This window comes from Streptomyces sp. NBC_00503, assembly GCF_036346895.1.
Taxonomy (GTDB): domain Bacteria; phylum Actinomycetota; class Actinomycetes; order Streptomycetales; family Streptomycetaceae; genus Streptomyces.
Genome location: NZ_CP107855.1, coordinates 4,713,692 through 4,726,841, shown reverse-complemented (window position 1 = coordinate 4,726,841; position 13,150 = coordinate 4,713,692). Strand labels below are relative to the sequence as shown.

Sequence of the window (13,150 nt, the reverse complement as noted above, 5' to 3'; positions counted from 1 at the left end):
CTCACACCGCCCTCATCAGCAGGGTCGCGGCGATCAGGACCGCCGTGCCCCCGAACATCGAGACCGCGTAGCTGCGGGCGTAGCCGTTCTGCAGCTTGCGCAGCCGACCCGACAGCCCGCCGACGCCGGCGGCCGTCCCGTTGACCACTCCGTCGACCAGGCTGTGGTCGACGTAGACGAGGGAGCGGGTCAGGTGCTCCCCGCCGCGCACCAGGACCACGTGGTTGAAGTCGTCCTGGTAGAGGTCCCGTCGGGCCGCCCGGGTGAGGAGCGAGCCGCGCGGGGCGACGACCGGGACGGGCTTCTTGCCGTACATCGCCCAGGCGATGCCGACGCCGATCACGAGGACCACCATCGTGGACAGGGTCACCGTCAGGGCGCTGACCGGCGGGTTGCCGTGCTCGTGCCCGGTGACGGGCTCCAGCCACTTCAGGAACCGGTCGCCGATGCCGAAGATCCCGCCGGCGAAGACCGACCCGAAGGCGAGCACGATCATCGGGATGGTCATGGTCTTCGGGGACTCGTGCGGGTGCGGCGCGTGGCCTTCCGCGTCGGGCTGCCAGCGCTTCTCGCCGAAGAAGGTGAGGAGCATGACCCGGGTCATGTAGAACGCGGTGATCGCGGCGCCCAGCAGGGCCACGCCTCCCAGGATCCAGCCCTCGGTGCCGCCCTTCGCGAAGGCCGCCTCGATGATCTTGTCCTTGGAGAAGAACCCCGACAGGCCCGGGAAGCCGATGATGGCGAGGTAGCCGAGGCCGAAGGTGATGAAGGTGACCGGCATGTACTTCCGCAGGCCGCCGTACTTGCGCATGTCGACCTCGTCGTTCATCCCGTGCATGACGGAACCCGCGCCGAGGAAGAGGCCGGCCTTGAAGAACCCGTGCGTCACCAGGTGCATGATCGCGAAGACGTAGCCGATGGGGCCCAGGCCCGCCGCCAGGATCATGTAGCCGATCTGCGACATCGTCGAGCCGGCCAGGGCCTTCTTGATGTCGTCCTTCGCGCAACCGACGATCGCACCGAAGAGCAGCGTGACGGCGCCGACGACGGTGACGGCCAGCTGTGCGTCCGGCGCCGCGTTGAAGATGGCGCCCGAGCGGACGATCAGGTACACGCCGGCGGTGACCATGGTCGCCGCGTGGATGAGGGCCGAGACCGGGGTCGGGCCCTCCATCGCGTCGCCGAGCCAGGACTGCAGCGGCACCTGCGCCGACTTGCCGCAGGCGGCGAGCAGCAGCATCAGGGCGATCGCCGTGAGCTTGCCCTCGCCCGCCCCGGACACCGAGCCGAGGACCGGTCCGAAGGCGAAGGTTCCGAAGGTGGTGAACATCAGCATGATGGCGATCGAAAGGCCCATGTCGCCGACCCGGTTGACCAGGAAGGCCTTCTTCGCGGCGGTGGCCGCGCTGGGCTTGTGCTGCCAGAAGCCGATGAGGAGGTACGAGGCGAGGCCCACGCCCTCCCAGCCGACGTACAGCAGGAGGTAGTTGTCGGCGATGACCAGGAGCAGCATCGCGGCGACGAAGAGGTTGAGGTAGCCGAAGAAGCGGCGGCGGCGCTCGTCGTGCTCCATGTACCCGATCGAGTACACGTGGATGAGCGTGCCCACTCCGGAGATCAGCAGGACGAAGGTCATCGACAGCTGGTCGAGCTGGAAGCCGAGGTCGGCCTGGAAGCCTTCGACCGGGATCCAGCTGAACAGCCGCTGGTGGAAGGTCCGGTCCTCGGCGCCGCGGCTGAGCATGTCGGCGAAGAGGGCGAGGCCGATGCCGAAGGAGGCGGCGGCGAGCAGGGTGCCGAGCCAGTGGCCGGCCTTGTCGAGGCGGCGGCCGCCGCAGAGCAGCACCACCGCTCCGAGCAGGGGCGCTGCTACCAGCAGCGCGATCATGTTCTCCACAGCGACCCCTTACAGCTTCATCAGGCTGGCGTCGTCGACCGAGGCCGAGTGGCGGGTACGGAACAGCGACACGATGATCGCCAGACCCACCACGACCTCGGCGGCGGCGACGACCATCGTGAAGAACGCGATGATCTGGCCGTCGAGGTTGCCGTGCATCCGGGAGAAGGTGACGAAGGCGAGGTTGCAGGCGTTGAGCATCAGCTCGACGCACATGAACACCACGATCGCGTTCTTCCTGATCAGGACCCCGGAGGCCCCGATGGTGAACAGCAGCGCGGACAGGTACAGGTAGTTGACCGGATTCACTTCGAGGCCTCCTCGCGGCCGAGCCGCTCGGACGACCGCTGCTCCAGCGCCTTCAGGTCGTCCAGCGCCTGGCTGGAGACGTCCCTGATCTGACCGCGGCCGCGCAGCGTCTGGTTGACGGTGAGCTCGGACGGGGTGCCGTCCGGCAGCAGGCCGGCGACGTCCACGGCGTTGTGCCGGGCATAGACACCGGGTGCGGGCAGCGGCGGGAGCTGCACGCCCTCGCGTACGCGGCGCTCGGCGAGCTCGCGCTGAGTGGCGGGCCGCTCGGTGCGCTCGCGGTGGGTGAGCACCATCGCGCCGACGGCCGCCGTGATGAGGAGGGCGCCGGTGATCTCGAAGGCGAACACGTACTTGGTGAAGATGAGCGTGGCCAGGCCCTCGACGTGTCCGCCGGAGTTGATCCGGCCGAGCCCGTTGAAGTGGGTGAGGCGGGCGTTGGCGATGCCGGCGATCAGCAGGATGCCGAAGCCGAGTCCGCACAGGGCGGCCAGCCAGCGCTGCCCCTTGATGGTCTCGGTCAGCGAGTCCGCCGCGGTGACGCCGACGAGCATGACGACGAAGAGGAAGAGCATCATGATCGCGCCGGTGTAGACGACGACCTGGACGATGCCGAGGAAGTACGCCCCGTTGGCGAGGTAGAAGACCGCCAGGATGATCATCGTCCCGGCCAGGCTCAGGGCGCTGTGCACGGCCTTCTTCATCAGGATCGTGGACAAAGCGCCGATGACGGCGACCGTGGCGAGGACCCAGAACTGCACGGCCTCACCGGTGGAGGTGACGGTGGCGGCTGCGGCAATGGCGCTCACGCCCCCACCCCCTCGGAGGCGTCCGAGGAGGCGACCGGGGCGGCATCCTCGGGGGCGGTCTCGCCCTTGGACACGGCGACCTGGCGGACCGTGCCGGGAGCCGCCCCGGTCACCAGCCCCCGGTAGTAGTCCGTGTCCTCGGTGCCCGGGAAGATCGAGTGCGGAGCCTCGACCATGCCCTCGGTCAGCCCGGCGAGCAGCTGCTCCTTGGTGTAGATGAGCGATTCGCGGCTGGAGTCGGCCAGTTCGAACTCGTTCGTCATGGTCAGCGCCCGGGTCGGGCACGCCTCGACGCACAGCCCGCACAGGATGCAGCGGGCGTAGTTGATCTGGTAGACCCTGCCGTACCGCTCACCCGGGGAGTAGCGCTCCTCCTCGGTGTTGTCCGCACCCTCGACGTAGATCGCGTCGGCGGGACAGGCCCAGGCGCACAGTTCGCACCCGATGCACTTCTCCAGACCGTCCGGGTGGCGGTTGAGCTGGTGCCGCCCGTGGAAGCGCGGAGCCGTCGTCTTCTGCTGCTCCGGGTACTGCTCGGTGAGCCTCTTCTTGAACATGGCCTTGAAGGTCACGCCGAAGCCGGCAACCGGGTTCTGCCACTTCTCGTTCTCAGCGTCAGACATTCTCAGCACCCTCCTCTCGGTCACTGTCAGTATTCGCCGCGCCACTGACAATCAGCTCCCGCTCACTGCGAGGCCGCCTGCGCGGTACGGGTGCCAGGTGCTGGCCGGGCTTGGGCGGTACGGGGAATCCGCCCGCCAGCGGATCGAAGGGCTCGGCGGCGGAGGCCTGTTCGGCGTCCTCGGCGGCCGCCTTCTCCTTCTTGTCGCGGAAGACGTCCACGACGAAGGAGAGCAACAGGACCGCGACGACCGCGCCACCGACGTAGAGCACGATCGACTGGAACGCGTAGTTCTCGTTGCGCAGCGCCCGGACGGTGGCGACCAGCATCAGCCAGACCACGGAGACCGGGATCAGCACCTTCCAGCCGAGCTTCATCAGCTGGTCGTAGCGCACGCGCGGGAGCGTGCCGCGCAGCCAGATGAAGAAGAACAGCAGCAGCTGGACCTTGATGACGAACCAGAGCATGGGCCACCAGCCGTGGTTGGCGCCCTCCCAGTACGTGGAGATCGGCGCCGGGGCCCGCCAGCCGCCCAGGAAGAGGGTGACCGAGACCGCGGAGACGGTGACCATGTTGACGTACTCGGCCAGCATGAACAGCGCGAACTTGATCGAGGAGTACTCGGTGTTGAAGCCGCCGACCAGGTCGCCCTCGGACTCCGGCATGTCGAAGGGGGCGCGGTTCGTCTCGCCGACCATCGTGATGACGTAGATGATGAAGGACACCGGCAGGAGCACGATGAACCAGCGGTCGCCCTGCGCCTCCACGATCTTCGAGGTCGACATCGACCCGGAGTAGAGGAAGACCGAGGCGAAGGCCGCGCCCATCGCGATCTCGTAGGAGATCATCTGCGCGCAGGAGCGCAGGCCGCCCAGGAGCGGGTACGTGGAGCCCGAGGACCAGCCGGCCAGCACGATGCCGTAGATGCCGACCGAGGCCACCGCGAGGATGTACAGCATCGCGATCGGCAGGTCGGTCAGCTGCATCGTGGTGCGCTGGCCGAAGATGGAGACCTCGTTGCCCGACGGGCCGAAGGGGATCACCGCGATGGCCATGAAGGCCGGGATCGCCGCGATGATCGGGGCGAGGACGTAGACGACCTTGTCCGCCCGCTTGACGATGAGGTCTTCCTTGAGCATGAGCTTCACGCCGTCGGCGAGCGACTGGAGCATGCCCCAGGGGCCGTGCCGGTTGGGGCCGATGCGCAGCTGCATCCAGGCGACGACCTTGCGCTCCCACACGATGGAGAACAGCACGGTCACCATCAGGAAGGCGAAGCAGAACACCGCCTTGACGACGACGAGCCACCAGACGTCCTTGCCGAACAAGGAGAGGTCTTCGGCAGCGATCTGAACGGTGTTCACGCGCCCACCTCCGCAGTGGCGTCGCTGCTGTCGGCCGGAACAGCCGGACCGATGCGTACGAGGGCTCCCGGGCGGGCGCCGGTATCGGCGAGGACCCCGGAGCCGGTGGAGTTCAACGGAAGCCAGACCACCCGGTCGGGCATCTCGGCGATCCGCAGCGGCAGTTCCACGGAGCCGGCCGGGCCGGTCACCGCGAGGACGTCGCCGTTCTTCACACCCGTCTCGGCGGCCGTGGCGGCCGACAGCCGGGCACTGGCCTCGTGCCGGGTACCGGCCAGGGCCTCGTCCCCGTCCTGGAGCAGGCCCTGGTCGAGCAGGAGCCGGTGGCCCGCGAGGATGGCCTCGCCCGAGCCCGGCCGGGGCAGCGGCGCGGTGTCCGCGGACTGCTCGGCGGCCCGGGTCCCGGCCCACTGGCCGAGCCCGTCGAGCTCCCGGCGCACGGCGTGCACGTCGCCCAGGGCGATCGGCCGGTCCGCCGCGTCGGCCAGCATGTGCAGGACGCGGGAGTCGGCGGGGGCGAGCCGGCGGGTCATCTGCTCGGGCTTCAGCGCGGCCTCGAACGGCCGGACCCTGCCCTCCCAGTTGATGAACGCGCCCGACTTCTCGGCGGCTGCCGCGACCGGGAAGACCACGTCCGCGTGGTCGGTGACCTCGCTGGGCCGCAGTTCCAGGCTGACCACGAAGGCCTCCTGGAGCGCGAGCCGGGCGCGGACCGGGTCCGGCAGGTCGTCGAGCTCCACGCCCCCGACCAGCAGGGCGGACAGCTCGCCGGTGGCGGCGGCCTCGACGATCTGGCCGGTGTCGCGGCCGTACCGGTGCGGGAGCTCGTCCAGGCCCCAGGCGGCGGCGACCTCATCGCGGGCCCGCGGGTCGGTGGCCGGGCGGGCCCCCGGGAGCAGGGACGGCAGGGCGCCCGCCTCGACGGCGGCCCGCTCTCCGGCCCGGCGCGGGATCCACACCAGCTGCGCGCCGGTCGCGGCGGCGGCCCGTACGGCGGCGGTCAGCGCGCCGGGCACCCCGGCCAGGCGCTCCCCGACGACGATGACCGCGCCGGGCAGGCGCAGCGCTTCGGCGGCGGCGTGGCCGCCCTCTTCCAGGCCGGTCCGCGAGGCCAGCGCGTCGAGCCATTCGGGCTCGGTGCCGGGGGCGGCGGCCAGCAGGGTGCCGCCCGCCTTCTCCAGCCCGCGGGTGGCGAAGGTGGCCACGGCGAAGGTCCGCTGCTTGTGCTTGCGGTGGGCCTTGCGCAGCCGCAGGAAGACGCCGGGGGCCTCTTCCTCGGCCTCGATGCCGACGAGGAGCACGGCCGGGGCCGCCTCCAGGGAGGTGTTGGTGACGCCCCGCCCGTCGAGGTCCTTGCCGATGCCGGCCACGCTGGCGGCCAGGAACTCGGCCTCCTCCGCGCTGTGCACCCGGGCCCGGAAGTCGATGTCGTTGGTGTCGAGCACGACCCGCGCGAACTTGGCGTAGGCGTATGCGTCCTCGACGGTCAGCCGGCCGCCGGTCAGGACTCCGGCCCGGCCGCGCGCGGCGGCCAGCCCGTTCGCGGCCGCCTCCAGCGCCTCGGGCCAGCTCGCCGGGGCCAGGACCCCGTCGCTGCCGCGCACCAGCGGGGTGGTCAGCCGGTCGGGGCGCTGCGCGTAGCGGAACCCGAAGCGGCCCTTGTCGCAGATCCACTCCTCGTTGACCTCGGGGTCCTCCGCGGCCATCCGGCGCAGCACCTTGCCGCGGCGGTGGTCGGTCCGGGTCGCGCAGCCGCCCGCGCAGTGCTCGCACACGCTCGGGGAGGAGACGAGGTCGAACGGGCGGGAGCGGAACCGGTAGGCCGCCGAGGTGAGGGCGCCGACCGGGCAGATCTGGATGGTGTTGCCGGAGAAGTACGACTCGAAGGGGTCGCCCTCGCCGGTGCCGACCTGCTGGAGCGCGCCGCGCTCGAGCAGCTCGATCATCGGGTCGCCGGCGATCTCGTTGGAGAAGCGGGTGCAGCGCGCGCACAGCACGCAGCGCTCCCGGTCCAGCAGCACCTGGGTGGAGATCGGGACGGGCTTCTCGTAGGTGCGCTTCTTGCCCTCGAACCGCGATTCGGCGTTGCCGTGCGACATCGCCTGGTTCTGGAGCGGGCACTCGCCGCCCTTGTCGCAGACCGGGCAGTCCAGCGGGTGGTTGATGAGCAGCAGCTCCATCACCCCGCGCTGGGCCTTGTCGGCGACCTCGGAGGTGAGCTGCGTCTTGACGACCATGCCGTCGGTGCAGGTGATGGTGCAGGAGGCCATCGGCTTGCGCTGGCCCTCCACCTCGACGATGCACTGGCGGCAGGCGCCGGCCGGGGAGAGGAGGGGGTGGTCGCAGAACCGGGGGATCTCGATGCCCAGCTGCTCGGCGGCCCGGATGACCAGGGTCCCCTTGGGCACGGACAGTTCGACGCCGTCGATGGTCAGCGAGACCGTGTTCTCGGGCGGGACCGCTGCCGCGCCGCCACCGGAGGCTGACGTGGTGGTCACGGTCATGCGGTCACCTCCGTGTCGGCCCAGAGGGTCGACTTCTTGGGGTCGAAGGGGCAGCCCTTGCCCGTGATGTGCTGCTCGTACTCCTCGCGGAAGTACTTGAGCGAGGAGAAGATGGGGCTGGCGGCGCCGTCACCGAGGGCGCAGAACGACTTGCCGTTGATGTTGTCGGCGATGTCGTTCAGCTTGTCGAGGTCGGACATGACCCCCTTGCCCGCTTCGATGTCGCGCAGCAACTGGACCAGCCAGTACGTGCCTTCGCGGCACGGCGTGCACTTGCCGCAGGACTCGTGGGCGTAGAACTCGGTCCAGCGGGTCACCGCCCGCACCACGCAGGTCGTCTCGTCGAAGCACTGCAGGGCCTTGGTGCCGAGCATGGAACCGGCCGCGCCGACGCCCTCGTAGTCCAGCGGCACGTCGAGGTGCTCGGCCGTGAACATGGGGGTGGAGGAGCCGCCCGGGGTCCAGAACTTCAGCCGGTGCCCGGGACGGATCCCGCCGCTCATGTCGAGCAGCTGGCGCAGGGTGATGCCGAGCGGGGCCTCGTACTGGCCGGGGCCCACGACGTGGCCCGACAGCGAATACAGCGTGAAACCGGGGGACTTCTCGGTCCCCATCGCCTTGAACCAGTCCTTGCCCTTGTTCAGGATCGCGGGAACCGAGGCGATGGATTCGACGTTGTTGACGACAGTGGGGCACGCGTAGAGCCCCTCGACGGCAGGGAAGGGAGGACGCAGCCGGGGCTGACCGCGCCGGCCTTCGAGGGAGTCCAGGAGGGCCGTTTCCTCGCCGCAGATGTACGCGCCCGCTCCCGCGTGCACGGTGATGTCGAGCTTCAGCCCGCTCCCGAGGACGTCTTCCCCGAGGTAGCCGGCCTCGTACGCCTCGCGCACCGCCTCGTGCAGGCGGCGCAGTACCGGCACGGCCTCGCCGCGCAGGTAGATGAAGGCGTGCTCCGACCGGATCGCGTAACAGGCAATGATCATTCCCTCGATGAGGGAGTGCGGGTTGGCGAAGAGAAGGGGGATGTCCTTGCAGGTTCCCGGCTCCGACTCGTCCGCGTTCACGACGAGGTAGTGCGGCTTTCCGTCGCCCTGCGGGATGAACTGCCACTTCATTCCGGTGGGGAAGCCCGCGCCGCCGCGCCCGCGCAGACCGGAGTCCTTCACGTACGCGATGAGGTCGTCCGGGGTCATCGCGAGCGCCTTGCGCAGGCCCTCGTAGCCCTCGTGGCGCCGGTAGGTCTCCAGCGTCCACGACTGCGGTTCGTCCCAGAACGCCGACAGCACGGGTGCCAGCAGCTTCTCCGGGCTGGTTCCGTTCTCATGCATTTCAGCAGTCACCGTCATCACTCCCCCTCCTCGGCCGCGGCCTCGGCACGCGGGTGCACGACCTTGCCGAGCTGCGGGGACTCCCCGCGCGCGATGCGCAGGCCGATCAGCGACGCGTGTCCAGCGCCGCCGCTCGCCTCGACCGCGCCGGGGCGCTCGTCGGGGAAGCCGGCCAGGATCCGCGCGGTCTCCTTGTACGTGCACAGCGGCGCGCCCCGGGTCGGCGCGACCGGGCGGCCGGCCAGCAGGTCGTCCACCATGGCCTTGGCGGACTCGGGGGTCTGGTTGTCGAAGAACTCCCAGTTGACCATCACCACGGGGGCGTAGTCGCAGGCCGCGTTGCACTCGATGTGCTCGAGGGTGACCTTGCCGTCGGGGGTGGTCTCGTTGTTGCCGACCCCGAGGTGCTCCTTGAGCTCGTCGAAGATGGCATCGCCGCCCATGACCGCGCACAGGGTGTTCGTACAGACACCGACCTGGTAGTCGCCCGAGGGCTTGCGCCGGTACATCGTGTAGAAGGTGGCGACCGCCGTGACCTCCGCGGTCGTCAGGCCCAGCACCTCGGCGCAGAACCGGATGCCGGTGCGCGAGACGAAGCCCTCTTCCGACTGCGTGAGGTGCAGCAGCGGCAGCAGCGCGGAGCGGCTGTCGGGGTAGCGGGCGATGACTTCCTTCGCGTCCGCTTCGAGCCGGGCTCGTACCTCGGCCGGGTAGTCGGGGGCCGGCAGCTGGGGCATGCCCAGGCTGGTCGACTGGCTGGCGCTCATCGGTCGACGCCTCCCATCACGGGGTCGATGGAGGCGACGGCGACGATGACGTCGGCGACCTGGCCGCCCTCGCACATCGCCGCCATGGCCTGCAGGTTGGTGAAGGACGGGTCGCGGAAGTGGACCCGGTAGGGGCGGGTGCCGCCGTCGGAGACCACGTGGACCCCGAGCTCGCCCTTGGGCGACTCGACCGCCGCGTAGGCCTGTCCGGCCGGGACCCGGAATCCCTCGGTCACCAGCTTGAAGTGGTGGATGAGGGACTCCATGGAGGTGCCCATGATCTGCTTGATGTGGTCGAGCGAGTTGCCGAGGCCGTCCGGGCCCATCGCGAGCTGCGCCGGCCAGGCGATCTTCTTGTCGGCGACCATCACCGGGCCCGGCTCCAGCCGGTCCAGGCACTGCTCGACGATCCGCAGGGACTGGCGCATCTCCTCCAGGCGGACCAGGAAGCGCCCGTAGGAGTCGCAGGACTCGGTGGTGGGCACGTCGAACTCGTAGTTCTCGTAACCGCAGTACGGGTCGGACTTGCGCAGGTCGTGCGGGAGTCCGGCGGAGCGCAGGATCGGGCCGGTGGCGCCCAGCGCCATGCAGCCGGTGAGGTCGAGGTAGCCGACGTCCTGCATGCGGGCCTTGAAGATGGGGTTGCCGGTGGCGAGCTTGTCGTACTCCGGCAGGTTCTTCTTCATGGTCTTGACGAACTCGCGGAGCTGGTCGACCGCGCCCGGGGGCAGGTCCTGCGCGAGGCCGCCGGGGCGGATGAACGCGTGGTTCATGCGCAGTCCGGTGATCAGCTCGAACACGTCGAGGATCAGCTCGCGGTCGCGGAACCCGTAGATCATGATCGTGGTCGCGCCCAGCTCCATGCCGCCGGTGGCGATGCACACCAGGTGGGAGGAGATCCGGTTGAGCTCCATCAGCAGGACGCGGATGGCGGTGGCGCGGTCCGGGATCTGATCGGTGATGCCGAGCAGCTTCTCGACGCCCAGGCAGTACGCCGCCTCGTTGAAGAACGGCGTCAGGTAGTCCATGCGCGTGACGAAGGTGGTGCCCTGCGTCCAGTTCCGGTATTCGAGGTTCTTCTCGATGCCGGTGTGGAGGTAGCCGATGCCGCAGCGGGCCTCGGTGACCGTCTCGCCGTCGATCTCCAGGATCAGCCGGAGCACTCCGTGCGTGGACGGGTGCTGGGGACCCATGTTGACGACGATCCGCTCGTCGTCCGCGCGGGCCGCGGACTGGACGACCTCGTCCCAGTCGCCGCCCGTGACGGTGTAGACGAGCCCTTCGGTGGTCTCCCGGGAGGAGGCGTGGTTTGACGTTGACATCAGCTGTACGACCTCCGCTGGTCGGGAGCCGGGATCTGGGCGCCCTTGTACTCGACGGCGATGCCGCCGAGCGGGTAGTCCTTGCGCTGCGGGAAGCCCTGCCAGTCGTCCGGCATCATGATCCGGGTGAGTGCCGGGTGCCCGTCGAAGATCAGGCCGAAGAAGTCGTACGTCTCGCGCTCGTGCCAGTCGTTGGTCGGGTAGACCGAGACGATCGACGGGACGTGCGGGTCGCTGTCCGGGACGGACACCTCCAGCCGCACGATGCGGCCGTGGGTGAGCGAGCGCAGGTGGTAGACGGCGTGCAGCTCGCGCCCCTTGTCCCCGGGGAAGTGCACCCCGCTGACGCCGGTGCAGAGCTCGAAGCGCAGGGCCGCGTCGTCGCGCAGGGTCTTCGCCACCCGGGGGAGGTGCTCGCGGGCGATGTGGAGGGTGAGCTCGCCCCGGTCGACCACGACCTTCTCGATCGCGTTCTCGGGGACCAGGTCCTGCTCCTCCAGCGCCCCTTCGAGCTCGTCGACGACCTCGTCGAAGTACGAGCCGTACGGGCGCGCGCTCGCGCCGGGCAGGACCACGGGGCTCACGAGGCCGCCGTAGCCGCTGGTGTCGCCGCCGTTCGCGGCGCCGAACATGCCCTTGCGGACGCCGATCACCTCGGGGCCCGTCGCGCCCCTGGGGGCCGGGACGTTGCCGGCGTCTACGTCGTCACCGGGTTGGGGGCCGTTCTCCACGGCCGGGTCGTCGCTCACCGCAGGAGCCCCTTCATCTCGATCATCGGGAGCGCCTTGAGGGCCGCCTCCTCCGCCTCACGGGCCGCCTCTTCCCGGTTCACGCCGAGCTTCGATCCCTGGATCTTCTGGTGGAGCTTGAGGATCGCGTCGATCAGCATCTCGGGGCGGGGCGGGCAGCCGGGCAGATAGATGTCCACGGGGACGATGTGGTCGACGCCCTGGACGATCGCGTAGTTATTGAACATTCCGCCTGAAGAGGCGCAAACACCCATAGAGATGACCCACTTGGGAGCGGGCATCTGGTCGTACACCTGCCGCAGCACCGGCGCCATCTTCTGGCTGACGCGGCCCGCCACGATCATCAAGTCGGCCTGGCGCGGGGATCCGCGGAAGACCTCCATGCCGAAGCGGGCCAGGTCGTACCGGCCCGCTCCGGTGGTCATCATCTCGATGGCGCAGCAGGCCAGGCCGAAGGTCGCGGGGAAGACGGATGACTTGCGCACCCAGCCCGCGGCCTGTTCGACAGTGGTCAGCAGAAAGCCGCTCGGCAGCTTCTCTTCCAGTCCCATGGAAATTCAGCCCCTCAGTCCCATTCCAGGCCGCCGCGGCGCCACACGTAGGCGTAGGCGACGAAGACGGTGAGCACGAAGAGGAGCATCTCGACGAGCCCGAAGATCCCCAGCGAGTCGAAGGTGACCGCCCAGGGGTAGAGGAAGACAACCTCGATGTCGAAGACGATGAAGAGCATCGCCGTCAGGTAGTACTTGATGGGGAAGCGGCCGCCGCCGGCCGGCACCGGAGTGGGCTCGATGCCGCACTCATATGCTTCAAGTTTTGCCCGGTTGTACCGTTTTGGACCGATCAGCGTGGCCATGACCACGGAGAAGATCGCAAACCCTGCGCCGAGGGCGCCGAGCACGAGGATGGGCGCGTACGCATTCACGCTCCTCGCTCCTTCCAGTCGTCCTTGACCGTTGGACCGCCGCTCCGGCACTTGCATGTGAGGCAGTTCACAAGCCGGGCTGGTGCGCATCTTATGCCTGCTCGTCTGTGATCTGCGACACGGGTTACAACAACGAGTTTGTGATCTCCACCACCTGACGAACGATCATGAAGTCCGATGAGTGGTGATCTTCATACGCGAAGCATCCACATGATCACCAAAGGTGACATCCACCCTCGTAGCCGCAGGTGGAAGCCCTGTCGCACTATCAAATCGTGGCCACTGCACGCAAATTGGCAGCATGGTGCGCATGATGATAAAGGGATCGGCGTCCCCCGGTCGGGGGAGCTCGCGCGTACGGGGGTGGACGCGTGCGCGCGTTCACGAAGTACGGATGTGGAGCCCGGGCCGGGGGTGGTTCGGGGGTCGACCGGGGGGTGGATTCGAGGGGGGAATGTGGCGGCGGGTTCACGGCGGGGTCACAGGAGGGCCTCGGTGTCCGCACAGCGTGATGTCACTGTGACCTGCACCACTCCGGATTCGCGGCAGCGAAA

12 protein-coding genes are annotated in these 13,150 nt (G+C 69.1%); all 12 read right to left on the bottom strand.

The features are described from left to right. Position 1 precedes the first annotated feature (1 nt). From nuoL to OG490_RS21930, 12 genes are read right to left on the bottom strand one after another with little or no spacing between them, the layout of a single operon-like run. On the bottom strand, positions 2–1,897 hold the full coding sequence (nuoL, locus tag OG490_RS21985; RefSeq protein ID WP_330298011.1) for an NADH-quinone oxidoreductase subunit L: 1,896 nt from the start codon (positions 1,895–1,897) through the stop codon (positions 2–4). A gap of 9 nt (positions 1,898–1,906) precedes the next feature. Beyond that, positions 1,907–2,206 (bottom strand): NADH-quinone oxidoreductase subunit NuoK, encoded by a 300-nt coding sequence (gene nuoK, locus OG490_RS21980; RefSeq protein ID WP_215025182.1) that lies wholly within the window; start codon positions 2,204–2,206, stop codon positions 1,907–1,909. Then, positions 2,203–3,015: an NADH-quinone oxidoreductase subunit J gene (locus OG490_RS21975; RefSeq protein ID WP_330298010.1), complete on the bottom strand. Its 813-nt coding sequence runs from the start codon at positions 3,013–3,015 to the stop codon at positions 2,203–2,205. Before OG490_RS21975 ends, nuoK begins: the two co-directional genes overlap by 4 nt. Next, positions 3,012–3,638 (bottom strand): NADH-quinone oxidoreductase subunit NuoI, encoded by a 627-nt coding sequence (gene nuoI / locus OG490_RS21970; RefSeq protein ID WP_330298009.1) that lies wholly within the window; start codon positions 3,636–3,638, stop codon positions 3,012–3,014. Before nuoI ends, OG490_RS21975 begins: the two co-directional genes overlap by 4 nt. Then, complete coding sequence (nuoH, locus tag OG490_RS21965; RefSeq protein WP_330298008.1) at positions 3,631–5,001, bottom strand: NADH-quinone oxidoreductase subunit NuoH; 1,371 nt, start codon at positions 4,999–5,001, stop codon at positions 3,631–3,633. Before nuoH ends, nuoI begins: the two co-directional genes overlap by 8 nt. Then, on the bottom strand, positions 4,998–7,505 hold the full coding sequence (locus tag OG490_RS21960) for an NADH-quinone oxidoreductase subunit G (protein ID WP_330298007.1): 2,508 nt from the start codon (positions 7,503–7,505) through the stop codon (positions 4,998–5,000). The genes nuoH and OG490_RS21960 overlap by 4 nt, the downstream gene beginning before the upstream one ends. After that, positions 7,502–8,851, bottom strand: coding sequence for an NADH-quinone oxidoreductase subunit NuoF (gene nuoF / locus OG490_RS21955; protein WP_330298006.1), 1,350 nt, complete (start codon positions 8,849–8,851; stop codon positions 7,502–7,504). Before nuoF ends, OG490_RS21960 begins: the two co-directional genes overlap by 4 nt. Next, positions 8,851–9,600, bottom strand: a complete 750-nt coding sequence (gene nuoE, locus OG490_RS21950) for an NADH-quinone oxidoreductase subunit NuoE (RefSeq protein WP_330298005.1) — start codon at positions 9,598–9,600, stop codon at positions 8,851–8,853. The genes nuoF and nuoE overlap by 1 nt, the downstream gene beginning before the upstream one ends. Next, on the bottom strand, positions 9,597–10,922 hold the full coding sequence (locus OG490_RS21945) for an NADH-quinone oxidoreductase subunit D (protein WP_330298004.1): 1,326 nt from the start codon (positions 10,920–10,922) through the stop codon (positions 9,597–9,599). The genes nuoE and OG490_RS21945 overlap by 4 nt, the downstream gene beginning before the upstream one ends. Further along, on the bottom strand, positions 10,922–11,671 hold the full coding sequence (locus tag OG490_RS21940; RefSeq protein WP_330298003.1) for an NADH-quinone oxidoreductase subunit C: 750 nt from the start codon (positions 11,669–11,671) through the stop codon (positions 10,922–10,924). The genes OG490_RS21945 and OG490_RS21940 overlap by 1 nt, the downstream gene beginning before the upstream one ends. Then, complete coding sequence (locus OG490_RS21935; protein WP_112449167.1) at positions 11,668–12,222, bottom strand: NuoB/complex I 20 kDa subunit family protein; 555 nt, start codon at positions 12,220–12,222, stop codon at positions 11,668–11,670. Before OG490_RS21935 ends, OG490_RS21940 begins: the two co-directional genes overlap by 4 nt. Positions 12,223–12,236: 14 nt before the next feature. Then, positions 12,237–12,596 (bottom strand): NADH-quinone oxidoreductase subunit A, encoded by a 360-nt coding sequence (locus OG490_RS21930; protein ID WP_008738438.1) that lies wholly within the window; start codon positions 12,594–12,596, stop codon positions 12,237–12,239. Between the last annotated feature and the right edge of the window lie 554 nt (positions 12,597–13,150).